The following is a 21,805-nucleotide window of genomic DNA, read 5'->3' as shown; positions in this document are numbered from 1 at the left end:
TGAAGTCCGGGCGATGGACGCCCGTTCAGGGAGCGGTCGACGAGAACTGTTTGTCGAAGCTCGGCGCAACGTCGAGGCGTGTTTTGATGACGTCCGCGCGCAGGTAGAGATCGGCGGTGCGCTGCTGCTCGGCGATCACGCTGTTGTCAATCGGCACGGGATGCAGTTGCGCGCGCTGATAGACGGTCTTGAGCACGTCGGCGGGCAGGCCCGTCACGCGCGACTGGATCGCCGCGACTTCGTCAGGATGCGAGAGCGCCCAGCGCTGGCCGGCCGCCACGCGACGCAGGAAGTCGGCGAGTTCGGCGTGCTTGTCGCGGATCGCCGTATCGGTGGCGGCCTCGAAGCTCAAGCCCGACGAAACACCTACGCCGTTCGCGATGCTGCGCGTATGCTGGCGCGCTTCGGTGAGCGCCACGTAAGGGTCCCATGTGGACCAGGCGTCCACGCTTCCGGTGGCGAGCGCGGCCTGGGCGTCGACGGGCTGCATGTACGACAAGGTCACGTCGGTGAGCTTGAGGTTCGCATGCTCGAGCGTGGCCACGGCGAGATAGTGTCCGATAGAGCCGCGCGTGGTGGCGATCCGCTTGCCCTTGAGGTCAGCGGCGTTGCGGATGGGCGAACCGTTGGCCACGACGATCGCGAGATCGACAGGCGTCGAGCGTGCGGCCGAGACCGCGCGGATTTTCGCGCCTGCCGAGTACGCGAAGATGAGCGGGGCGTCGCCCAGACCGCCCACGTCGATCGCGCCCGCATTGAGTGCTTCGCCAAGCGGCTGCGCAGCGGGGAAATTGAACCATTCGATCTGGTAGGGCACGTCCTTTAGCTGGCCCGACGCTTCGAGTATGCCGCGCGTCTGGAGCTGCTGGTCGCCGACCTTGAGCGTGGCGGCGGATGCGGCCAGCGGCAACGTTGCAGCAATAGCGACAAGAAAGCGGACATAAGCGCGGCGCATGAAAGATTCCCTGGGTAATGCGGATAGCGAAGAGAGCACGATACGGAGCGCTCCCGTATAAGGCAAACGCATTGTTCTTCTAAGGAAATATGCAGATCGCAAATGCGACGCCGCTTGAACGAAGCGTTGCAACGACGCTAAGCTACGCGATCAATACACCGGGACCATCATGACACTCGACGAGATCGAAGCCTTCGTCGCCGTGGTGCGCAGCGAGTCGCTGAGCCACGCGGCCGAACGGCTCGAACTGACGCAGCCGGCCGTGACTCGCCGCATCCAGAATTTCGAGGAAGCATTGGGCGTGGCGCTGCTCGATCGCAGCACCAAGCCCATGCGCACGACGCCGACGGGCCGCGCCGTGTACGACCAGTGCCGCGCCATCGTGCGAGAGATCGACGTGCTGCGGCAGCTCGTGAACGACGGGGCGCCGCTTGCGGGCGTGCTGCGTGTGGGCGTGGCGCAAACCGTTGCGGACATCGCGATGCTCGACGCGCTGCAATCGCTGCGTCACGCGCATCCCGGATTGCAGGCGCGCGTATCCACGGGGTGGGGCGCACCGCTGCTGCAAAAAGTGGAGGACGGTGAACTCGACGCGGCCGTCGTGCTGTTGCCCGCGAACCGCGCGTTGTCCGAGACGCTCGTGGCGGAATCGCTCAGCTCGCTCAAGCTCGCCGTGGTCGCGCAAAAGGGGCTGCTGAAGCGCCGCGTCTGGACGCTCGGCGAATGCCAGTCGCACGGCTGGGTGCTCAATCCGGACGGTTGCGGTTTTCGCGCCGGCCTGCAGCATGCGCTCGCCGCGCAAGGCCACGCACTCAAACTGAATTTCGAAACGCTCGGCACCGAGTTGCAGCTCGGGCTCGTCGCGGACGGCGTGGGCCTCGGCGTCGTACCGTATCCGCTCGTCGTGGCGAGCGCGCACGCCGATTTGCTGGACATCGTGCAGGTGAGCGACTTCAAGCCCGAAATCACGGTGCGTATCGTCCGCTCACGCGCGATTGGCAAGATGGAATCCGCTATCGCGGTGCTGGCGCAAAGCATTGCGCAAAGCTTCAAGTCGGCGAAGCTTGCACGCGCGGCGTGAGCGGCGGTAGCGCCTGCGGCGGGCGGCAGCGGCTATGCGGTCCGGTCGACGGCGCGAATCTTATGAGCTCTCGCGGTCTCGTCCCGAGAAAAATTGATCGTCAGGCACGACATTGAGCGCGATCGTCAGACGGTTCGCGTAATTGAAGAAAGCGGATACTTCGAGGATCTCGACGACCGCCTCACGCGTGAAGCCGAGGTCGTGGAGCCGCTGCAAAGCGCTGTCGTCGACAAGGCCGGGTTCGCGCGTGAGCTGCTCCGCAATCCCGGCGAGCGCCGCCTCCTTCGGATCCAGCCGCACGTGATGCCATCCCTGCGCGATGCGCTGTGCGCGCACGGTGTCGCCGAGCGCAGTCGCGAGCGACTGGGTGTGGTTGAACACACAATAGCTGCACGAGTTGGCTGCGGAAGTGACGACCGCGATCAGTTCTCGCTCGGCGGCCGTCAGGCGGCTGCGATGCGGGTCGAACAGATGTTCGTAGAACGCCACGAGCCGCCACGCGGTGTCGGGGTTGACTGCCAGTGCGGCTAGCCAGTTTGGCACGAAGCCGTATTGGCGCCGAAAGCGCTCGAAGAGCCCGGCAGCTTGCGGCGGCAGTGCCGATTCTTCGGGCAGGCCAAGCCGGGAGACGGGCTCGTGTGCGATGTCGTGACCGGCAACGAAATCCGCCCGACGCGGCGCGATATCGATAGTGGATGCGGCAGTAGACATAAAAGGATTCCTTATGTTTTGCGTGCGAACCGGAAATCTTCGGAGAATCGCTGAGATGCGTGCGCTATGAGGTCTGACCGAGGACACCCAGCCAGAGCTGGCCGATCAACTCGTGCGTTGCATCGGCGTTGGGCGGATGGAACGCGCCGGCGCGCACGTCGCGAAAAAGCCTTTCGAGTTCTTGCCGGCGCGAGAGCGAACCCGCGCCGCTCACCTGCAACGCGAGATTGACCACACGCAGCGCGCCATCGACGGCGTGCTGCTTGGCCGAAAGGAGTTGCGCGAGCCACAGTTCGCCAGGTGCGTAGCCGTCCCACCAGCGCTGTGCGGTGCGCTCGAGCAGCGCCTCGATGCTCTCCAGTTCGATCGCGGCTTGCGCGACGTGGGCCTGCGTGAGCGGCTTGAACGCATACGTCTGGCCGCCCAGCGCGAGAGAACGCCGCGATCGCGCCGCTTCCAGCGCCAGGTCGAAAGCGCGCTTTGCAATGCCGTAATACACTGCGCCCAGCCCGGGCAGTACCGCGCCAAGAATGCCGTCGACGAAAGGATCGTCGGGCGGCCCCGCGGGCAACACGCGGGTAACGTGCTCGGGCTGCGCAACGACGCCTTCGAGCCACGTGTCGTGACTGCTCGTCGCACGCAATCCGAGCGCATCCCACGTGGGCTCGGTGCGATGACCCGCCGCTTCCCGGCGAATGAAGGCGTGCACGATGCGCGGATTGGCCGGATCGCTGTCGTCGCGTCCATGCGCGCCGAGCCAGTCCCATGCGGGGGCGAGCGACGTGAAGATCTTGTGGCCGTCGAAGCGCCAGGCGCCGCCGGGTAGCGGCGTCGCGCGTACCGTCGAGTCCGCGAGGCCTGCATCGTTGCCGGGCTCGCCATGACCTGCGGCGAACACCTTGCCCGCGCCGATCTCGCGCAGAATCCAGTCGGCCGAATGATCGCCGCGCCGCCACAGATGCAAGGCGGCGCCTGCCCAGTAGAGATGCATGTTGAGAGCGAGCGCCGTGGCGGGCGCCCGGGAGGCGAGCCTGACCTGTTCGCGCAATAGCGCCGGCAGCGTGAAACCAAGGCCGCCGAACTGGCGCGGCACGCTTGCACGCAGGAAGCCTGATGCGTGGAGGTCAGCCAGATCCTCTGCGAAGAACGCGTTCTCGCGGTCGTACTGCGCTGCGCGGGCACCGATGCGCTCCAGCAGTGATTCGGTGAGCAGTGGCGACCCCGCTTGCGGGGTGAGCGAAGATTGCGGCGCCTGATGTTCCAGTACGGTACTCAAGACGTTACCTCCTGCATGGGGCGCGAGCGCGGGTCACGTCACCGTGTGGCGGAAGTGGCCGCGACCGCAGCGATCCAGATACGGTTGAGAGGTCGCGCTTCACGACTGCGGGAGCGCGCGGGCGGTGCAATCCGCTTGTTGCCCATTATGGTTTGGGATGCGAACCGAGGCCAATATCAAATCGAGAATTGCATATCGAAGGTGGATAATATGGATGCCGAATCATATTCGTTACTTTTTCGATTCGTTCGATGCAGCGGAAGGTGCGCGACGAAGGGGTGTTTGTCCGCGCAGCGATCAATGCACGTAGCCACCCTTCACGTAACGCACCGGCTCCGCGTCAATGCGTAACAGTAGCGAAGTGAGCGGATCGGACCGGCCGCTCACGCGCCCGCCGCGTTCGCTGCGTTCGGCGCCCGCGCCAGCGGCTGTGCAGAGCAGCGCCGCGTTGGCCCATGCGGGGTCGCCCGGTTTCGCCTCGGCGCGCAGCCACCCGTCGCGGTCAGCGATCAGTTGCGAGCCCGCGAAGGCTTGCGCATTCACGCCCGCTATGCCCGCGAACGCAGTCCACGCTCCGGGCGAGACAGCCACGCACGAGGCGTCGCCATTCGCTGCCCAACGCGCGGCTTCGGACGGCGCGGGCAACGCGCCGTCGCGGAACAGCAGCAGCGTTTGCCAGCGCGGATCTTCGAGAGGCGACCCGCGCCCATCGACGGCCACGGCCCTCACGCGCTGCCCTGCGCGCCAACTGGCCAGCGGCACGGCCGGCGCGTCGCCGCAGCGCACGTCTAGCGCAGGCAGCGCGACAGGCACCGGCCAGCCTTCGCCGTCCTGCGCGCCGCCGCCCGCGGCCAGCACCTTCAGGTAATCGAGAATGGCCCACGTTTGCGCATCGGACAGGCGTCCTTCGAATCCGGGCATCGATTGCGCGCCGTCGCGTGCGTGCATGCCATGCAGCACGCGCCAGAACAATTCCCCGTCCAGACGATGACCGAGCAGCGGACCCACGACGGTCGGCGGCCAGCGCACGAGCGTGGCGGCGCGCGGGCCGTCACCGCGGCCCGTGTCGCCGTGGCAGGCCGCGCACTCGTGCGCATAGTGTGCAGCGCCACGCGCGATCGCCTCGACCGAGAAGGGTATGGTCTGGAAGCTGGTGGGCACGGCGTCGGCGAGCCACAGCGAGGTGTCGGGCCACGGCGCGAACCAGGCGGCGAGTGCGGCCGCGGCGAACAGCGCGATGCGCCGCCCACGCCAGAACAGGCCAGCGACCGCGAGCAGTAGTGCGCCGCCGGTGGCGGCGAGCGCGAGTGCGAGCTGGCGCGCGACGCCCGCATCGATCAGCAGAACCTCTACGGCGAGCCGTTTCGGCCACGGCCACGCGGGCTGGCCGTGGCTGTCGCCGGCGATGCCGAGCGCGTGCGCCACACTGCCGAGTGCGACCTGCGCCGCCTGCAGCGCGCCGAGAAACGGGTTGAGCCAGGCGTTGCCGGAGAGCAGCGCGCTCATCGCCGCGCGTAGGATGAAGCGTGCCGCATCATTCGTATTCTTTACCAGCTTGCGTCGAGGCCGAGATGCTGCAAGGCTTCGCGGCGCAGCGCGGCAAACGCCGGGTCGCCGCGATGGCGCGGATAGGGCAGGTCGACATGCAGTTCGGCCGCGACGCGCGCGGGCCGGGAGCTGAATACGATCACACGCTGGGCGAGAAAGAGCGCCTCTTCCACATCATGGGTGACGAGCAGCGCTGAGAAACGGTCGCGCTGCCAGAGATCCACGAGTTCGCTCTGCATTGCCAGACGCGTGAGCGAGTCGAGCTTGCCGAGCGGCTCGTCGAGTACGAGCAGGCGTGGATCGTTGACGAGCGCGCGGGCCAGCGCCACACGCTGCGACATGCCGCCCGAAAGCTGGTGCGGAAAGGCATCCGCGAATTCGGTGAGGCCAACGCGTTCGAGTTCGACATCCACGCGCTTGCGCTCCTGCTTGATCACGCCGCGCGCCTGCAGCCCGAGCGCGACGTTCGCGCGCACGCGCCGCCATGGGTAGAGCGTCGGGTCCTGGAACACCACGACGCGCGAGGGATCGGGCCGCTCGATCGGCGCGCCGTCTTGCAGAAGCCTGCCCTGCGTCGCCGGTTCGAGCCCCGCGACGAGACGCAGCAGCGTGGACTTTCCACACCCGCTTGGGCCCAGCAGCGCGACGAATTCGCCCGGCGCGACCGAGAGCGTCACGTCGTCGAGCACCGCGAGCGGGCCCTTGGGCGTGTCGAAGCGGTGGCTCACCTGCTCGACAGTGATCTGCGCGCCCCGGATGGCCGGCTCGGGCGCAATCGAGGACGTGGCGTGGGACACGGCGGCATTTACCATTTGACGGTTCCTTTCTGCCAGACGAGCGTGCGATCGCGCACGAGGAAGAGCAGGGTGATGAGGCTCGAGAACAGGACAGCCATCACGAGCAGCGCGGCGTACATGTTCGAGTACGACGCCCACCCCTGCGCCCATGTGAGGTACCAGCCGAGGCCGGATTTCACGCCCATCATCTCTGCTGTCACGAGCACCGTGAACGAGGCGCTCAGGCCCATGAAGAGGCCGACGAAGACCTGCGGCAGCGAAGCCGGAATGGCGACGCGCAGCACGAGGAACCGCTGGCTTGCCCCGAGCGTGCGCGCCACGTCGTAATACGCCTTGTTCACGCTCGCAACTCCCGACCACGTGAGCACGGTCACGGGGAACGCGGTGGCGAGCGCGATCAGGAAGATGGCGGCGGAACGGCTCGACGGGAAGATATAGAACGCGAGCGGCAGCAGCGCCGTGGCGGGCACGGGGCCGAGCACGCGCATGACGGGGTGCACCCAGTAGCCCACGGCGCGCGACCAGCCGATCGATACGCCGATGAGGAATCCGGCCACGCCGCCGTAGAGAAAGCCTATGGCGAGCAGGCCGATCGAATGGACCACGCAATCGGCGAGGCGCGCCCAGTCGTCGCGATAGACCTCGACGAGCGCCTGCGGCGGTGCGAAGAACGGCGTAGGCAGGATCGCGGTCTTCGCCGTGAGGATCTCCCAGAGCGTGAACGCAACGGGCAACGCGATCAGCCACGGTCCCGCCTTTCTCAAGCCGCGCAGCGCGGGCCGCAGCCGCTCGCTGCTGCGTTCGAGAGCGGGCAGCACGAGCGCGAGCAGCGCGAGCCATGCCGCGATCGCCCAGGCGGCCGCGCCCAGTTCGGCGGTATAGGCCCAGTCGGAAAAACCGGTGATGCGGTTCGGCCACAGGCGCGTGACGCCGCCGAACACGGCCCATGCCGCTGCCACCGCGAGGCCGGTGTACCACACGGTTGGCTGCCCCGAAGAACGGCGGCCCCGCAGGTCGACATTCGCGAAAGGTTGGCCTGCCCCGTCACTGGTCTCCAGTGCGTCGCTGGCGCCGGCGCGGGCCAGCGCAGCCTGTTCGAGCGTCGTCATCGCGTCACCCCAGTACGTTGGTGTAGACGGCCGCGGCGAAGCGCTGCGGGTCGGTGGTGGGCTTGAGCACGCCGGCGCGCTTGAAGTCCTCGGCGAAGTAAGCGATCTCCTGCTGGAGATCGACGTTGGTCGGATGGTGATCGTAGGTGAGCGACGAATAGAGCTTTACAAGGTCATCCTCGGCAAACTTCGGCGTGTACTTCGCGAACGATTTCGCCGCTTCCCGCGGGTTCTCGCGCGAGAAGTCGGTGGCCTGGATCAGCGCACGCGCAAGCGCTGCAGCGGTCGGGCGATCGCTGCGCAGAAGCGAGCCCCGTGCGGCGATCACGCAGCAAACCTTGTGCGCGTATTCGTCGGAAAGATTGCTGGCGAGATGCGTGTAAGCGCCCGGACGTTGCCGCTCCAGCAGATAGAGATTCGGGTCGCCGTCGGCGATGGCCTGGATCTCGCCCTTTTGCACAGCGACATCGAGCAGGTCCGCGGGATACTGGCGCCAGCTCACGTCGCGGTCGGGGTCGATGCCGTGCTTGAGCAGCAGGATGGCGAAGAAGTTCTTGCCCGGAGAGGCGAGGTCGCTCACCCCCACGGTCTTGCCTTTGAGCGCGGCGAGCGACGTGACGCCCGCTGCGCTCGAGCCGATCAGGCGCACGCATCCGCCGTGCACGCTGCTGATAATCTTGACGTCGAATCCCGCCTCCAGCGGTTTGAGCCAGCGGTGGATCATGCCAACCGCAGCGTCGGCCTTGCCGGTGGAAAGCGTTTGCAGCAACTGGTCGTTCGAGCCGGCGTAGCTCACGAGATTGACCTTCAGTCCGTTCTTTTCGAAGAACCCCTGCTCCTGCGCGACGGCGACGGGCGTGAGGCAAAAGCCGTTCGGCGCCCACGCGAAGGTGAACGGCTTGAGCGCCGGCGCCGACCATGCCTTGCGGCCGAGCGTCAGAACCGGCGCGCTCAGCGCGGTCGCGCCGGCGGCACGCAGCCATTTGCGGCGTTGCCCGTTCGGGGCGGGCGGGGTGAGGCTGGAACCGTGCAATGCGGCCATGAATCGGTCTCCGTGCGGATCGAAGTGAAGAGGCGCTTGAGGTGAGGGCGGTCTGCATACGTGCGTACACGTCGCCATGAATCGAATCGTATGTAAACCTAATTAAATGGCGTAAGTATTGGAAAACGACATCGAATGTCAGCGTAATGCCGAACCTGGCTAGCCGCGAAATAATGAATTGCGCAAACCATATGCTGTCGTTTGTCATCGGACGTTCCAGCGTGATTATTCCCGCCCATGCAGGCAAAGTGCATCGTGATGACGAAGTGATGCCCGTGCTGATTTGCTAACGCCAAAGCCTTCTTTGCCGTCGCGCGCTTCTTGCAGCAGGATGAAGTGCCGCGGGCGCTTGTGTCCGCGTTTGTCATTACGGGAGCCTTCATGCGATACAAGGGCTACGAAGTCGAAGCGTCCGCACACGTATTGCCTAGCGGACTCTACGCGGCGAACCTGTCCATCGAGAACAGGTCGTCGCCCGCCGGTTCGTCGTTTACCTTCGACGCACTCGATTACTTCTTCGAGGCCGATCACGCCATTGCGTACGCCTCGCGCTGGGCGCGACTGTGGATCGACCAGCGCGGCAGGCCGGCGTCTTGCTGACGAGAGCGCACGCGATCGAATTCGCGCGATTGCTTCTCACACTCACGCCCATTTGGATATCAGTTTTTATTGGTTGGAACTGCGGCGGCGCCCTCGCATAGTGGAATCCTGATGGCTATAGGCGGCAGCGCTCCGAGGGTCGGAGCGCTGCCGCCCACATTAAGGAGACACTGATGACAGTGGAACTGCATGAAAAGCCGCTGCACGCGGATCTGGAAGCGGCGCGCGGCGCCGCGCACGCGGCCGGCCTGCCCTACGCGGGCAGCGTGACGCCGCAGCAAGCCTGGGCGCTCCATCAGGCGGGCGAAGCGGTGCTCGTGGACGTGCGCACGGCCGAAGAGCGCAAGTTCGTTGGCCACGTGCCCGATACGTTGCATGTGGCGTGGGCCACCGGCACGAGCTTCACGCGCAATCCGCGCTTCGTGCGCGAACTCGAGGCCAAGACGGGCAAGAGCGCGGCTATCGTCCTGCTGTGCCGCAGCGGCAACCGGTCGGGACAGGCCGCCGAAGCGGCGACCAAGGCGGGCTTTACCCGTGTGTTCAACGTCACCGAAGGCTTTGAAGGCGACCTGGACGAAGCCGGGCGGCGCGGGCGCCGTAATGGCTGGCGTTTTCATGATTTACCGTGGGTGCAGGATTAAAGCCTGTTCCTCACGCCCCCAACGAATAACGAAGCGAGAACTGGCGTGACCGTATTTCATGTGTCGGAAATCGTCGACGCGCTGCAGGGCGTGCGTCAGCAATGGCGGGAATTGCAGCGCCGCGCCCTGGAGCCGGGCGGGCGCGACCTGCCCGCGCGCGAAGCGCTGGCCGAGGTCGTCGAAACGCTCAAGGGCGTGCTGTTCCCGATGCGGCTCGGGCCGCCCGACCTGCGCCAGGAAAGCGAGAACTTCTACGTCGGCCATGCGCTCGACGCCGCGCTGCACGCATTGCTGGCGCAGGCGAGGCTCGAACTGCGCTACAAGGCGCGCCACGCGGAGGCCGATCACGGCGAAATCGATGCACGCGCATTGGCCGCCGTGCGTGCGTTCTCGCAGCGCCTGCCAGTCATCCGTGGATTGCTCGACAGCGACGTGCTTGCGGCGTTCAACGGCGATCCGGCCGCGGGCAGCGTCGACGAGGTACTGCTCTGCTATCCGGGCGTGCTGGCGATGATTCACCACCGGCTCGCCCACGAACTCTACCGGCTCGGTTTGCCGCTGCTCGCGCGCATCATTTCAGAACTGGCGCATGCGGCCACTGGCATCGACATTCATCCGGGCGCGCAGATCGGCAGTGCGTTCTTCATCGATCACGGCACGGGCGTCGTGATCGGCGAAACCGCGAACATTGGCGAGCGCGTGCGTGTGTACCAGGCCGTGACGCTCGGCGCAAAACGCTTTCCCCGCGACGCGGCCGGCAATCTCGAGAAAGGGCTGCCGCGTCATCCCATTGTCGAGGACGAGGTCGTCATTTATGCGGGCGCGACAATTCTCGGGCGTGTCACGCTCGGGCGCGGCGCGGTGATTGGCGGCAATGTCTGGCTGACCGAAAGCGTGCCGGCGGGGGCGCATATCACCCAGGCGATTTCCCGGCACGAAGTGCGCGCGCCGGCGCATGAACGCCCCGGCACCGCCGCGCCGGATGCAATCGCAACGGGCGCGGCATGATGAGCGCCATCGTCCATGACTTCGGCGCCACGGTGCGCCGCCTGCGCGAGGCGCAGGCCTGGTCGCAGGAGCGGCTCGCCGAACATGCGGGACTCAACCGCACCTACGTCGGCGAAATCGAGCGGGGCACAGCCATCGCTTCGATCGTCACCGTCGAAAAGCTTGCACTGGCTTTCGGCTTGGGTATCGCGGAGCTGCTCGCGGGTGGGGACGCGGGCGCGCCGACCGCGATCTCGCTTCCCGGCAGCCCGTTGTCGCCCTGAGTCTTTCCGCACGCTGCCGTCTATAGCCGGTTGAGCTGGCTCCATTGGCTCCTCATAATCAGCCGTCTTCATAAGCAAAGCAGTTTTCGTTATAAGTAACTGGAGCCCTCGTTCATGTCCTCGATTCAGAGCGGCCAGACCGCGCTTGGCGATAACGCCGCGCGGCAACTGGCGAATGCCACCAAAACCGTCCCGCAGCTTTCCACGATCACGCCGCGCTGGCTTACGCACCTGCTGCAATGGGTGCCGGTCGAAGCCGGTATTTATCGTCTGAACCGCGTTAAGGATCCCGAAGCAGTGCGTGCCGCCTGCACAGCTCGCGAGGACGAAGGCACGCTGCCCACGACGTTCGTGCCTTACGAAGAGCAGCCGCGCGAATACTTCCTCAACGCGGTGAGCACGGTGCTCGACGTGCACACGCGGATTTCCGACCTGTACAGCAGCCCGCACGACCAGATCAAGGAGCAGCTTCGCCTCACGATCGAAACGATCAAGGAACTGCAGGAAAGCCAGCTCATCAACAATCCCGACTACGGCCTGCTGGCGAACGTCGAGGAAGACCAGCGCATTTTCCCGCTGACCGGCGCGCCCACGCCCGACGACCTCGACGAACTGCTCACGAAGGTCTGGAAAGAGCCCGCGTTCTTCCTCACCCATCCGCTCGCGATTGCCGCATTCGGCCGCGAATGCACGCGGCGCGGCGTGCCGCCGCCCACGGTCAGCCTGTTCGGTTCGCAGTTCCTTACGTGGCGCGGCATTCCGCTGATTCCTTCGGACAAGGTGCCGGTTGCCGACGGCAAGACGAAGATCCTGCTGCTGCGCGTGGGCGACAAGCGCCAGGGCGTTGTGGGTCTGTATCAACCGGGCGTGGCGGGCGAGCAGGGGCCGGGGCTGTCGGTGCGCTTCATGGGCATCAACAACCAGGCGATCGCGTCGTATCTGATCTCGCTCTACTGCTCGCTGGCGGTTCATTCGCCGGATGCGCTGGCTGTGCTCGATGACGTGGAAATCGGCAAGTATCATGACTACCCTGACACCTACCGCTAACCCAACGGAGATCGCGCACCCGCCGTTGCCGGGCGGACTGCCGGATCCCGCCACGCTCGCGCGGCTCGCCAACGAGTTCTTCAGCACGTTGCCGGGCGGCGCAGGCGCGCCCGGCGTCGCGGCAGGCAGCGGTGCGGTAGGCGGCGTACCGTCCGCCTTGCCTGCGGCCGCGCCGATACTCGCCTCGGTCAGCAATCCGGCGCCGGCGGGCTCGCCGCTCGCGGGTCCGGGCGGCACCGGCACGGGCGTGCCGGGCTTCGCGCCGTCGCAAAGCAAGGCGCCGGGCTTGAATCTCGCGCCTTCCGCGCCCACGCACGTGCTTTCGCTCGGCAATCGAATACCCGCGCTCGCGCCGCATGCGGCGGCGGCGAACGGGCTGCCCGACAACGCGGTGACGGTCGCGCCGGCGCTGGAGCCGCGCGCGGGCGGTGCGCTGCTTGGCGTGCCGCAAGCGTACGCCGTGTCCGAGCCGCCCGAGCCCGTGCGAGCCACGACGAGCGAGCGTTCGCTGTTCTACTTCACGGAAACGGCGGGCAACGGCTGGCGCGATACGGCGCGCGATATCGAGGTGCCGGTGCACGGGCTCGCCTCTCCCGAAGCGTTCGGCTTGCCGGGCAACGATGCGCTGCGTGGCCTGATGACGCTCAATGATCTGGACTACGATGCAAATGGCGGCCCCGCGCGATACTTTCTCGGCGAACGGGCCGCGGCGCCAGGCGTGAGCCAGGGCGTTCAATTGCGCGGCGCGCATCCGCCTTTCGATGTCAATGCGGTGCGCCGCGACTTCCCGATCCTCCAGGAGCGCGTGAACGGCAAGCCGTTGGTGTGGTTCGACAACGCCGCGACGACGCACAAGCCGCAGGCCGTGATCGATCGCCTCGCATACTTCTACGCCCACGAGAACTCGAACATTCACCGCGCGGCGCACACGCTCGCGGCGAGAGCGACCGACGCGTACGAGCATGCGCGCAAGACGGTGCAGCGCTTCATCAATGCATCCTCGCCCGAAGAGATCGTGTTCGTGCGCGGGACGACCGAGGCGATCAACCTGATCGCGAAGACCTGGGGCGTGCAGAACGTGGGCGAGGGCGACGAGATCATCGTCTCGCATCTCGAGCACCACGCGAACATCGTGCCGTGGCAGCAGCTCGCGGCGCTCAAGGGCGCCAGGCTGCGCGTCATTCCGGTCGACGATTCGGGCCAGGTGCTGCTGGACGAGTACCGCAAACTGCTCAACGACCGCACGAAGATCGTCTCGGTCACGCAGGTGTCGAACGCGCTGGGCACGGTCGTGCCGGTGGACGAGATCGTGGAGCTTGCGCATCGCGCGGGCGCGAAGGCGCTGGTCGACGGCGCGCAGTCGATTTCGCACATGCGGGTGGACGTGCAGGCGCTCGATGCGGACTTCTTCGTGTTCTCGGGCCACAAGATCTACGGGCCGACTGGCATCGGCGTGGTGTATGGCAAGCGCGAGGTGCTGGAAAACATGCCGCCATGGCAGGGCGGCGGCAACATGATCCACGACGTGACGTTCGAGCGGACGGTGTTCCAGCCGCCGCCGTCGCGCTTCGAAGCGGGCACCGGCAACATCGCCGATGCGGTGGGGCTGGGCGCCGCGCTGGACTATGTGAGCCGCGTTGGCATCGAGACCATTGCGCGTTACGAGCATGATCTGCTTGCCTACGCAACGAGCGTGCTCGCGCCGGTGCCGGGCGTGCGCCTCGTGGGCACGGCCCGCGACAAGGCGAGCGTGCTGTCGTTCGTGCTGAAGGGCTACAGCACCGAAGAGGTGGGACAGGCGCTGAGCCGCGAAGGTATTGCGGTTCGCGCGGGGCATCATTGCGCGCAGCCCATTCTGCGCCGTTTCGGTCTGGAAGCCACCGTGCGGCCCTCGCTCGCGTTCTACAACACGTGCGAAGAAGTCGATGCGCTCGTGTCGGTCGTTCGCGGTCTGGCGCCGCGGCAGTAACACGACCCCGGAGCGGCGTTGCCTGACGCCGCTCCGCTTCCTCTTTTCCTCTCTCCTTTCCGTTTTCCACTTCCGCGCGATATCGATAAGCCCGTTCGTGAGATATCGATCTGCCAATCCGTTATTGGAGCGGCGCGCGCCGGCTTTCTATACTCGGTTTTCCATCAGCACTCGCACGAGGCGAGTGCCATTTTCACCGCGAGTAACCGAGAGATAACCGCAAGGAAGCCACCCATGAGCCTGCGCCCACTGCACGATCGCGTGATCGTCAAACGACTCGACCAGGAAACCCGCACCGCGTCGGGCATCGTCATTCCCGATAGCGCCGCCGAAAAGCCCGACCAGGGCGAAGTGCTGGCCGTGGGACCGGGCCGCCGCGACAACGACGGCCGCCGCATTGCGCCGGACCTGAACGCGGGAGACCGCGTGCTGTTCGGCAAATACGCGGGCCAGACCGTGAAGGTCGACGGCAACGAACTCCTCGTGCTGCGCGAAGAAGACATCGTCGCAGTCGTCAATCAATAAGCGAGAACCTGAGAGAGCACGTCATCATGGCAGCCAAAGACATCGTATTCGGCGACATCGCCCGCACCAAACTCATCGAAGGCGTGAACCTGCTCGCCGACGCCGTCAAGGTCACGCTCGGCCCGAAGGGCCGCAACGTCGTGCTCGAACGCAGCCTCGGCGCGCCCGTCGTGACCAAGGACGGCGTTTCGGTCGCCAAGGAAATCGAACTGGCCGACAAGCTCCAGAACATCGGCGCGCAGGTCGTCAAGGAAGTCGCCTCGAAAACGAGCGACGCAGCGGGCGACGGCACCACGACCGCCACCGTGCTTGCGCAGGCGATCGTGCGCGAAGGGCAGAAGTACGTGGCGGCGGGGCTCAACCCGCTCGACCTGAAGCGCGGCATCGACAAGGCGGTGGTGGCCGCCGTTGAAGAACTCAGGAAGATCAGCAAGCCCACCACGACGAGCAAGGAGATTGCGCAGGTCGCGACGATTTCAGCCAACGGCGAGGAGTCGATTGGCCAGCGCATTGCCGAGGCGATCGATCGCGTGGGCAAGGAAGGCGTGATCACGGTCGAAGACGGCAAGTCGCTCGCCGACGAACTCGACGTCGTGGAGGGCTTGCAGTTCGATCGCGGCTATCTCTCGCCGTACTTCATCAACAACCCGGACAAGCAGGTCGCCGAACTCGACAATCCGTTCATCCTCCTGCACGACAAGAAGATCTCGAACATTCGCGACCTGCTGCCGCTGCTCGAACAGGTGGCGAAGGCCGGGCGCCCGCTGCTGCTGATCGCCGAGGATATCGAGGGCGAGGCGCTCGCCACGCTCGTCGTCAACAACATTCGCGGCGTGCTGAAGACGGTGGCCGTGAAGGCGCCGGGTTTCGGCGACCGCCGCAAGGCGCTGCTCGAAGACATCGCGATCCTCACGGGCGGCCAGGTGGTCGCCGAGGAAACGGGCCTCACGCTGGAGAAGGCCACGCTCCAGGAGCTGGGCCAGGCCAAGCGCATCGAGGTGGGCAAGGAAAACACCACGGTGATCGACGGCGCGGGCGAAGCCGGCGCCATCGAGGCGCGTGTGAAGCAGATTCGCGTGCAGATCGAGGAAGCGACCTCCGACTACGACCGCGAGAAGCTGCAGGAACGTGTGGCGAAGCTGGCGGGCGGCGTGGCTGTCATCAAGGTGGGCGGCGCCACCGAGATCGAAGTGAAGGAAAAGAAGGACCGCGTGGACGATGCGTTGCATGCCACGCGTGCGGCCGTGGAAGAGGGCATCGTGCCGGGTGGCGGCGTGGCGCTGATCCGCGTGCGTCAGGCGATCCTCGACCTGAAGGGCAAGAACGCCGACCAGACGGCGGGCGTGAAGATCGTGCTGCGTGCATTGGAAGAACCGCTGCGTCAGATCGTGAGCAATGCGGGCGAAGAAGCGAGCGTGGTGGCGGCGAAGGTCGCGGAAGGCACGGGCAACTTCGGTTACGACGCGGCCACGGGCGAATACGGCGATCTGGTAGAAAAGGGCGTGCTCGATCCGACCAAGGTCACGCGCACGGCGCTGCAAAACGCGGCTTCGGTGGCGGGACTCTTGCTCACGACCGATGCCACGGTGCATGAGGCTCCCAAAGCCCAGGCGGCGCAAGCGCCGGTGGGTGGCCCTGGCGGCGCCGATCTCGGCTTCTAGGCCGGTTTTGCCGGGCAACGGGGGAAGGTCGCCCTGGCGTGATGCCAGGCGCGGCTGGCATGTTTCGACAACCGGGCGTCAGCGCGCTCAGGCGGATTGCCAGCGCGCATCGGCGACGACGAGCTTCTTCGGGATCAGCTTGAGTTCGGAGAACGTATCGGCAATTTGCTGCTGGTAGGCGAGCGTGGCCGCGTCGACGGGCTGCACGCCGTAGCTCGCGCGCCTGAGGGCGAGTTCGAGCGTCGACGCGTCGAGGCCGACAAGCGGTGACAGTTGAGCCGCAACGGCCGGAACGTTGTCGCGTGCCCAGGCGTCCACGGCGCCGATTTCCTCCACGACCGCATGCAGGACAGACGCATGCGCGTTCGCGAAGTTACGGCTTGCTATGTAGTACTGTGTATTGCGAACGAGGTTTTCACCGTTCGCGATCGAACGCACTTTCGCCTGGCGTTCGATCGCCGCGAGATAGGGGTCCCAGATCACCCACGCGTCTACGCTGCCGCTTGTGAACGCGGCGCGCGCATCGGCGGGAGCGAGATAGACGGGCTGGATGTCTTCGTACTTGAGGTTGGCTTTCTGCAGCGCCTTGACGAGCAGATAGTGCACGTTTGAGCCTTTGTTGAACGCAACGCGCTTGCCGCGCAGGTCGGCGGGCATGCGAATCGGCGAATTTTCGTGCACGACAATGGCCTCACCCTTCGGCGCGGGCGGCTCGCTTGCAATGTAGACGAAATCCACGCCGCCGGCCTGCGCAAAGATGGGCGGCGTTTCACCTACGGTGCCGACATCCACCGCGCCGGCGGCAAGCCCTTCCAGCAACTGCGGGCCGCCGGGAAACTCGAGCCATTGCACGGTGAAGCCCAGCGGCGCGAGCCGCTTCTCCAGCGTGCGCTGGGCCTTTAGCACCACGAAGTTGCCGTACTTCTGGAAACCGACGCGCAGGACCTTGCCGTCGTCCGCGCGTGCCGCGCCGCTTTGAAGCGCCAACGCGGCGGCGCTCGCGAGCCCCGTTGCGCCACGCAGCGCGGCGGCCGTCGCGGCCCCCGCTGCGAGCTTCAATAGCTTGCGGCGCGCGCCTTTTGCCGTGTGGTCATCGTGATTCTCGTAGTTGTCGTTCGACATCGTGCCGTTGCCCATTTAAATGTCCACGTTGAAACTGCCGCGCTTGCGCGGCGATCCGCCTCCCACCTTAATCTGTTTCAACATCGGCACAACCAAGATATTGTCAGATGCTTATCTGCGCTGGCGCCCTCAGCGGATTTTGCCGATCCGGAGTATGTTGTGACTTTCGTTTTCCGGTGGCCGAAGCGATGAACCGAAATCGACAGTTGCATCTCGGCGCATTCATGCGCCCCGTCAGCCTGCACACGGGGGCGTGGCGTTACCCCGGTGCATACCCCGACGCGAATTTCAACTTCGCTCATCTGAAGCGCTTTGCGCAGACGCTCGAGCGTGCGCGTTTCGACGCGTTCTTCATGGCCGATCACCTGGCCGTCTTGAACATGCCGGTCAACGCGCTCAAGCGCAGCCACACCGCCACCTCGTTCGAACCGTTCACCTTGCTCTCGGCGCTTGCCGCTGTGACGGAGAAGATCGGGCTCGTCGCAACGGCTTCGACGACGTTCGACACGCCTTACCATGTCGCGCGCCGCTTCGCCTCGCTGGATCATCTGAGCGGCGGCCGCGCCGGGTGGAACCTCGTGACGACTTCTAATCCGGACGCAGCGCTCAATTTCGGCCTCGAGGAACACGTGGAGCACGACGAACGCTATCGCCGCGCACGCGAATTCTTCGACGTCGTGACGGGCCTCTGGGACAGTTGGGCCGACGATGCATTCTTGCGCGATGTGGAGAGCGGCGAGTATTTCGATCCGGAGAAGCTCCATGTGCTCGCGCACAAGGGTGACTACTATTGCGTGCGCGGGCCGCTCAATATCGCGCGGCCGCCGCAGGGCTGGCCGGTGGTGGTGCAGGCCGGATCGTCGGAGGCCGGGCGGCAACTCGCGGCTGAAACGGCCGAGGCGGTTTTCACCGCGCAGCCGAATCTCGAAGCCGGCAAGCGTTTCTATGCCGACGTGAAGGCGCGCATGGAAACGCTGGGCCGCGATCCCGATCATCTGAAGATCCTGCCCGGCGCGTTCGTCGCGGTGGGCGACTCGCTGGAAGAGGCGCACGAGAAGCGCGAGCGTCTCGACACCTTCGTGCACTACGACAGCGGGATCGCCTCGTTATCGATCGCGCTTGGTCACGACGTCTCCGGATTCGACCCCGACGGCCCGCTGCCCGAGATTGCGGAGAGCAATGCGAGCCGTACCGCGCGACAGCGCGTGGTGGACTGGGCGCGCGACGAGGGCTTGACGATTCGCCAGCTCGCGCAGCGCGTGGGCGGATACTCCGGCCTGCAAATGGTGGGCACGCCCCATTCGATCGCGGACGAGATGGAGCAGTGGCTGGTGGAGGCGGGCAGTGATGGCTTCAACGTGATGTTCCCGTATCTGCCCGCGGGCCTCGACGACTTCGTGGGGAAGGTGGTGCCCGAGCTGCAGCGGCGCGGCATTTTCCGTCGCGAGTACGAGGGCAGTACGCTACGCGAGCATCTTGGCTTGCCGAGGCCGGAGAACCGGTTTTTTGCGCTCAGCCAAAATGCCGGTTAGCAGCGGCGCGAATATTGTTGGATCGATTCATTCGTGGCGGCAGTGGCCGCCGCGCACGACAATCCCCGTGTGCCCTCAATTCAATCACGGAGCGTCGGTCCACCATGACTCGAGACCTGCTGCTGTTGCTGGAACCTGGCTTCACCGATCCCGCGCGTCCTGGCGAGCGTTTCATCTGTCCGGACGGCGCGCCGATAGAAGGATTGCTCGTGTCCGAGCCCGAGCGCGTCGCGCGGCTCGATGTCAAACGCCTGCCGTTCGCGCGCCCGCGGGCAGCCGTGATCGACGTGCTCGACGAGGCGCATCAGGGGTTGCCCGTGCTCGTGCTGGGCGACGAGCATCCCGTTCCTGAGGACGTGCAAACGCTGAACGGCCGTCACTTCGTGACCGACGCGAAGCGCATTCTCGCGCTGCTCGCCGAGCGGCACGGTTTTCCCAAGGTGCATTGAGGCAGTACGAACAGGCGGCGACGGGCGCCGCCGCCTGACTATGCTTAGAACGAGGGCAGCGCCTGCGTGAGCGTGGAGACGAAGCGCGCCGTGCGCGCATCGCGCGGGTGTGCGAAGAGTTCATGCGACGGACCGGCCTCGACAATCGCGCCATCCTTGAGGAAAACGGCGTCGTGCGCGACAGAAGCCGCGAGCCGTAAATCATGCGTCGCCATCAGCATGGTCGTGCCTTCCAGCGCAAGCTGCCTCAGCACGTCGACCACTTCGGCGGAAAGCTCGGGGTCGAGCGCCGAAGTCGGCTCGTCGCAGAGCAGCACCTGGGGCGAGGGCGCGAGTGCGCGCGCTATCGCCACGCGTTGCTGCTGGCCACCCGAAAGCGTGGAGGGCCATGCGTCTGCCTTCTGGGCAATCCCCACTTTCGCGAGCAGCGCTGCGGCGCGCTCGCGGGCTCGCTCCTTCTCCCATTTGAGGACCGTGACGAGACCTTCCATCACGTTCTCGATCACGCTCAGGTGCGGGAACAACTGGAAGTTCTGGAACACCATGCCGGTATGCCGACGCACCGAGGCGATTTCCGCGTGGGTGAGCAGCCGGCCGCGGCTGAATTCGAGGCGGGCATCGCCGACGCTCAACGTGCCGGAGTCTGGCACTTCGAGCAGATTGATGCAGCGTAGCAGCGTGCTCTTGCCGCTGCCGGACGGCCCGATCAGCGCCGTGACGCTGCTGGCCTTGAGCTCGAGGTCGATGGCCGCGAGCACTTCGTGGTCGCCGAACGACTTGTGGAGCTTATCGATGTGGATCATCAGCGCCCCGCTGAGAACAAGGCATGGCGGCCATAGCGCGCTTCGAGACGCCCTTGAGCCTGCGAGAGCACGGAGCTGAACAAGAGATAGATCAGTGCGGCCTCGGTATAGAGAATGAGGGGTTCGTAGGTCACGGCCGCGATGCGTTGTGCAGCCTGGAAGATCTCCGGCACGGTCAGCACGGCCGCGAGGGACGTGTCCTTCACGAGCGAGATGAACGAGTTCGAGAGCGCGGGCAACGCTACGCGAATCGCTTGCGGCAGGATGGCGCGGCGCAGCGCCTGAGCGCGCGTCATGTTCATCGAATAGGCGGCTTCCCACTGACCACGCGGAATCGATTCGATCACGCCACGAATGACTTCCGCGTTATAAGCGCCCACATTGAGTGAAAAGCCGATGATGGCCGCCGTCAACGGATCGAGCACGATGCCCACGTTGGGCAGCCCGTAGAAGATGACGAACAGCTGCACGAGCAGTGGCGAGCCGCGAAAGAGCCAGATATAGAAACGCACGGCCGCCACGGCCCAGCGTTTCCCGAAGAGGCGGACGAGCGCCGCGCAGAACGCGAGCGCCATGCCGATGGCAAACGAAGCCAGCGTGAGCGGGACGGTAAAGACCAGTCCCGCGTAGAGCAGTGGCCACAACGATTGCGCCATCAAATGCAGCCATACCGGCATCGCTCAGTCCGCCTTATTGCGAAACGTCTTTGCCGAAATACTTCTGCGAGATCTTCGCGTAGGTGCCGTCAGCCTTGATATCGGCGAGCGCCTTGTCGACGGCCGCGACCAGGTCCGGGTTGCCCTTGCGCAGCAGAACGCCCGACTGGTCGTCCGCGGAAGACGCGTCGATGGCGGCAATCTTGAGCTTCGCGTCCGGCTTGTGCTTCTGGAAGTCGAGGAATGAAAGCGCGTCGTTGACGGTGGCGTCCACGCGGCCCGACGTCAGCAGATCGATCGATTCGTTGAAGCCTTGAACCGGCACGACGTCAGCACCATGCGACGCGGCGAGCTTGCCGAAGTTGCTGGTCAGCGTATTGGCCGACTTCTTGCCCTTCAGGTCGTCGAAGGAATGGATGGTCGTGTTGTCCGAGCGCACGATCAGCACGGCGTGCGTCGAGATATACGGCTTTGAAAAATCGTACTTGGCCTTGCGTGCGTCGGTGATCGAAACCTCGTTGATCACGGCGTCGTAGCGGTTGACGTCGAGGCCCGCGATCAGGCCATCCCATTTGCCTTCGACGAACTGCGGCTTCACACCAAGCCGCTGTGCGATGGCCGTGGCGATATCGACGTCGAAGCCGGTCAGCTTGCCGGTTTCGTCATGGTAGGTGAACGGCGCGTAAGTGCCTTCGGTGCCGACACGGAACACACCGGACGACTTGACCTGCGCAAGTTCGTCGGCAGCCAGCGCCGGCGCCGATGCGACGACCGACAGCAGGGCGGCAAAAAGAGCGGAGCGGATGGCTTTCATGATTGAAATATTCGTAATGAGAGTTTCGTTGGCCGCATCAGTGAGTCGACGGATTCTACTGTCGGCGTATCTGCCTGCAAACCAGACACATTCGCTATGCATATGCTCTGGTGGAATATAACGACGGATATGTCGCAGCGACGGACGCGCCGCGTGGGAAAGCCGAGATCAGCGCGCCATAGCGCGCCGATCGGGG

The 21,805-nt window shown here is 65.5% G+C and carries 22 protein-coding genes; 11 read left to right on the top strand and 11 right to left on the bottom strand.

What is annotated here, in order from left to right:
* Nucleotides 1–25 precede the first annotated feature (25 nt).
* Nucleotides 26–955: an ABC transporter substrate-binding protein gene (locus tag E1N52_RS33915; protein WP_133188093.1), complete on the bottom strand. Its 930-nt coding sequence runs from the start codon at nucleotides 953–955 to the stop codon at nucleotides 26–28.
* Nucleotides 956–1,124: 169 nt separating this feature from the next.
* Here E1N52_RS33915 and E1N52_RS33910 point away from each other — a divergent pair, with 169 nt between their 5' ends.
* A complete protein-coding gene (locus tag E1N52_RS33910; protein WP_133188091.1) occupies nucleotides 1,125–2,036 on the top strand; it encodes a LysR family transcriptional regulator in 912 nt (303 codons plus the stop codon).
* Between the two features lie 60 nt (nucleotides 2,037–2,096).
* Here the strand turns inward: E1N52_RS33910 and E1N52_RS33905 are convergent, their stop codons facing one another.
* From E1N52_RS33905 to E1N52_RS33880, 6 genes are all read right to left on the bottom strand, one after another.
* Entirely contained in the window at nucleotides 2,097–2,747 is a 651-nt protein-coding gene (locus E1N52_RS33905) for a peroxidase-related enzyme (RefSeq protein ID WP_133188089.1), read from the bottom strand.
* A gap of 64 nt (nucleotides 2,748–2,811) precedes the next feature.
* The gene (locus E1N52_RS33900; protein WP_133188087.1) at nucleotides 2,812–4,023 is read right to left on the bottom strand and encodes an acyl-CoA dehydrogenase family protein; all 1,212 of its coding nucleotides are present in this window, start codon (nucleotides 4,021–4,023) and stop codon (nucleotides 2,812–2,814) included.
* Nucleotides 4,024–4,320: 297 nt separating this feature from the next.
* Nucleotides 4,321–5,529 carry a c-type cytochrome gene (locus E1N52_RS33895; RefSeq protein WP_133188085.1) on the bottom strand — a complete coding sequence of 403 codons (1,209 nt, stop codon included), beginning with the start codon at nucleotides 5,527–5,529 and terminating at the stop codon, nucleotides 4,321–4,323.
* A 41-nt stretch (nucleotides 5,530–5,570) separates the two neighbouring features.
* Nucleotides 5,571–6,383, bottom strand: a complete 813-nt coding sequence (locus E1N52_RS33890; protein WP_133188083.1) for an ABC transporter ATP-binding protein — start codon at nucleotides 6,381–6,383, stop codon at nucleotides 5,571–5,573.
* Nucleotides 6,377–7,477: an ABC transporter permease gene (locus tag E1N52_RS33885; RefSeq protein ID WP_133188081.1), complete on the bottom strand. Its 1,101-nt coding sequence runs from the start codon at nucleotides 7,475–7,477 to the stop codon at nucleotides 6,377–6,379. The genes E1N52_RS33890 and E1N52_RS33885 overlap by 7 nt, the downstream gene beginning before the upstream one ends.
* Before the next feature lie 4 nt (nucleotides 7,478–7,481).
* Entirely contained in the window at nucleotides 7,482–8,519 is a 1,038-nt protein-coding gene (locus tag E1N52_RS33880) for an ABC transporter substrate-binding protein (RefSeq protein WP_069266828.1), read from the bottom strand.
* Nucleotides 8,520–8,900: 381 nt separating this feature from the next.
* Here E1N52_RS33880 and E1N52_RS33875 point away from each other — a divergent pair, with 381 nt between their 5' ends.
* The 8 genes from E1N52_RS33875 (at nucleotide 8,901) to groL (ending at nucleotide 16,233) form a co-directional block, all read left to right on the top strand.
* Nucleotides 8,901–9,119, top strand: coding sequence for a hypothetical protein (locus E1N52_RS33875; RefSeq protein ID WP_133188079.1), 219 nt, complete (start codon nucleotides 8,901–8,903; stop codon nucleotides 9,117–9,119).
* A gap of 173 nt (nucleotides 9,120–9,292) precedes the next feature.
* Nucleotides 9,293–9,760 (top strand): rhodanese-like domain-containing protein, encoded by a 468-nt coding sequence (locus E1N52_RS33870; protein ID WP_133188077.1) that lies wholly within the window; start codon nucleotides 9,293–9,295, stop codon nucleotides 9,758–9,760.
* Nucleotides 9,761–9,805: 45 nt separating this feature from the next.
* Nucleotides 9,806–10,768, top strand: coding sequence for a serine O-acetyltransferase EpsC (gene epsC, locus E1N52_RS33865; protein ID WP_133188075.1), 963 nt, complete (start codon nucleotides 9,806–9,808; stop codon nucleotides 10,766–10,768).
* Nucleotides 10,768–11,031, top strand: a complete 264-nt coding sequence (locus E1N52_RS33860; RefSeq protein ID WP_133188125.1) for a helix-turn-helix domain-containing protein — start codon at nucleotides 10,768–10,770, stop codon at nucleotides 11,029–11,031. Before epsC ends, E1N52_RS33860 begins: the two co-directional genes overlap by 1 nt.
* A gap of 114 nt (nucleotides 11,032–11,145) precedes the next feature.
* On the top strand, nucleotides 11,146–12,078 hold the full coding sequence (locus E1N52_RS33855) for a family 2A encapsulin nanocompartment shell protein (protein ID WP_133188073.1): 933 nt from the start codon (nucleotides 11,146–11,148) through the stop codon (nucleotides 12,076–12,078).
* Nucleotides 12,053–14,047 carry a family 2A encapsulin nanocompartment cargo protein cysteine desulfurase gene (locus tag E1N52_RS33850; RefSeq protein ID WP_133188071.1) on the top strand — a complete coding sequence of 665 codons (1,995 nt, stop codon included), beginning with the start codon at nucleotides 12,053–12,055 and terminating at the stop codon, nucleotides 14,045–14,047. Before E1N52_RS33855 ends, E1N52_RS33850 begins: the two co-directional genes overlap by 26 nt.
* A 234-nt stretch (nucleotides 14,048–14,281) precedes the next feature.
* Nucleotides 14,282–14,572 (top strand): co-chaperone GroES, encoded by a 291-nt coding sequence (locus tag E1N52_RS33845; RefSeq protein WP_069266822.1) that lies wholly within the window; start codon nucleotides 14,282–14,284, stop codon nucleotides 14,570–14,572.
* A gap of 26 nt (nucleotides 14,573–14,598) precedes the next feature.
* Nucleotides 14,599–16,233, top strand: a complete 1,635-nt coding sequence (gene groL / locus E1N52_RS33840; protein WP_133188069.1) for a chaperonin GroEL — start codon at nucleotides 14,599–14,601, stop codon at nucleotides 16,231–16,233.
* An 87-nt stretch (nucleotides 16,234–16,320) separates the two neighbouring features.
* Here groL and E1N52_RS33835 read toward each other — a convergent pair whose 3' ends face one another.
* Entirely contained in the window at nucleotides 16,321–17,370 is a 1,050-nt protein-coding gene (locus E1N52_RS33835) for a sulfonate ABC transporter substrate-binding protein (protein ID WP_425468181.1), read from the bottom strand.
* A gap of 173 nt (nucleotides 17,371–17,543) precedes the next feature.
* On the opposite strand from E1N52_RS33835, the gene E1N52_RS33830 reads away from it, so the two are divergent.
* Nucleotides 17,544–18,887: an LLM class flavin-dependent oxidoreductase gene (locus E1N52_RS33830; RefSeq protein WP_133188067.1), complete on the top strand. Its 1,344-nt coding sequence runs from the start codon at nucleotides 17,544–17,546 to the stop codon at nucleotides 18,885–18,887.
* Between the two features lie 104 nt (nucleotides 18,888–18,991).
* Nucleotides 18,992–19,336, top strand: coding sequence for a DUF3088 domain-containing protein (locus E1N52_RS33825; RefSeq protein ID WP_133188065.1), 345 nt, complete (start codon nucleotides 18,992–18,994; stop codon nucleotides 19,334–19,336).
* Between the two features lie 44 nt (nucleotides 19,337–19,380).
* Here E1N52_RS33825 and E1N52_RS33820 read toward each other — a convergent pair whose 3' ends face one another.
* The 3 genes from E1N52_RS33820 to E1N52_RS33810 are packed head-to-tail and all read right to left on the bottom strand — an operon-like array spanning nucleotide 19,381 to nucleotide 21,609.
* Nucleotides 19,381–20,139: an amino acid ABC transporter ATP-binding protein gene (locus E1N52_RS33820; protein ID WP_133188063.1), complete on the bottom strand. Its 759-nt coding sequence runs from the start codon at nucleotides 20,137–20,139 to the stop codon at nucleotides 19,381–19,383.
* Nucleotides 20,139–20,816 carry an amino acid ABC transporter permease gene (locus E1N52_RS33815; protein WP_133188061.1) on the bottom strand — a complete coding sequence of 226 codons (678 nt, stop codon included), beginning with the start codon at nucleotides 20,814–20,816 and terminating at the stop codon, nucleotides 20,139–20,141. The genes E1N52_RS33820 and E1N52_RS33815 overlap by 1 nt, the downstream gene beginning before the upstream one ends.
* Nucleotides 20,817–20,829: 13 nt before the next feature.
* A complete protein-coding gene (locus E1N52_RS33810) occupies nucleotides 20,830–21,609 on the bottom strand; it encodes an amino acid ABC transporter substrate-binding protein (RefSeq protein ID WP_133188059.1) in 780 nt (259 codons plus the stop codon).
* Between the last annotated feature and the right edge of the window lie 196 nt (nucleotides 21,610–21,805).

Source organism: Paraburkholderia guartelaensis, assembly GCF_004353905.1.
In the GTDB taxonomy this organism is placed as follows: Bacteria; Pseudomonadota; Gammaproteobacteria; order Burkholderiales; family Burkholderiaceae; genus Paraburkholderia; species Paraburkholderia guartelaensis.
Note: the sequence above shows the minus strand (reverse complement) of the source record. Positions and strands in the feature narration are given on the sequence as shown.

Coding starts and splice junctions, on each gene's coding strand:
- E1N52_RS33915 (WP_133188093.1), bottom strand. CDS start 955: ATGCGCCGCGCTTATGTCCGCTTTCTTGTCGCTATTGCTGCAACGTTG.
- E1N52_RS33860 (WP_133188125.1), top strand. CDS start 10,768: ATGAGCGCCATCGTCCATGACTTCGGCGCCACGGTGCGCCGCCTGCGC.
- E1N52_RS33910 (WP_133188091.1), top strand. CDS start 1,125: ATGACACTCGACGAGATCGAAGCCTTCGTCGCCGTGGTGCGCAGCGAG.
- E1N52_RS33820 (WP_133188063.1), bottom strand. CDS start 20,139: ATGATCCACATCGATAAGCTCCACAAGTCGTTCGGCGACCACGAAGTG.
- E1N52_RS33825 (WP_133188065.1), top strand. CDS start 18,992: ATGACTCGAGACCTGCTGCTGTTGCTGGAACCTGGCTTCACCGATCCC.
- E1N52_RS33855 (WP_133188073.1), top strand. CDS start 11,146: ATGTCCTCGATTCAGAGCGGCCAGACCGCGCTTGGCGATAACGCCGCG.
- E1N52_RS33895 (WP_133188085.1), bottom strand. CDS start 5,529: ATGAGCGCGCTGCTCTCCGGCAACGCCTGGCTCAACCCGTTTCTCGGC.
- groL (WP_133188069.1), top strand. CDS start 14,599: ATGGCAGCCAAAGACATCGTATTCGGCGACATCGCCCGCACCAAACTC.
- E1N52_RS33845 (WP_069266822.1), top strand. CDS start 14,282: ATGAGCCTGCGCCCACTGCACGATCGCGTGATCGTCAAACGACTCGAC.
- E1N52_RS33830 (WP_133188067.1), top strand. CDS start 17,544: ATGAACCGAAATCGACAGTTGCATCTCGGCGCATTCATGCGCCCCGTC.
- E1N52_RS33835 (WP_425468181.1), bottom strand. CDS start 17,370: ATGGGCAACGGCACGATGTCGAACGACAACTACGAGAATCACGATGAC.
- E1N52_RS33905 (WP_133188089.1), bottom strand. CDS start 2,747: ATGTCTACTGCCGCATCCACTATCGATATCGCGCCGCGTCGGGCGGAT.
- E1N52_RS33880 (WP_069266828.1), bottom strand. CDS start 8,519: ATGGCCGCATTGCACGGTTCCAGCCTCACCCCGCCCGCCCCGAACGGG.
- E1N52_RS33875 (WP_133188079.1), top strand. CDS start 8,901: ATGCGATACAAGGGCTACGAAGTCGAAGCGTCCGCACACGTATTGCCT.
- E1N52_RS33890 (WP_133188083.1), bottom strand. CDS start 6,383: ATGGTAAATGCCGCCGTGTCCCACGCCACGTCCTCGATTGCGCCCGAG.
- E1N52_RS33850 (WP_133188071.1), top strand. CDS start 12,053: ATGACTACCCTGACACCTACCGCTAACCCAACGGAGATCGCGCACCCG.
- E1N52_RS33815 (WP_133188061.1), bottom strand. CDS start 20,816: ATGCCGGTATGGCTGCATTTGATGGCGCAATCGTTGTGGCCACTGCTC.
- E1N52_RS33810 (WP_133188059.1), bottom strand. CDS start 21,609: ATGAAAGCCATCCGCTCCGCTCTTTTTGCCGCCCTGCTGTCGGTCGTC.
- E1N52_RS33885 (WP_133188081.1), bottom strand. CDS start 7,477: ATGACGACGCTCGAACAGGCTGCGCTGGCCCGCGCCGGCGCCAGCGAC.
- E1N52_RS33870 (WP_133188077.1), top strand. CDS start 9,293: ATGACAGTGGAACTGCATGAAAAGCCGCTGCACGCGGATCTGGAAGCG.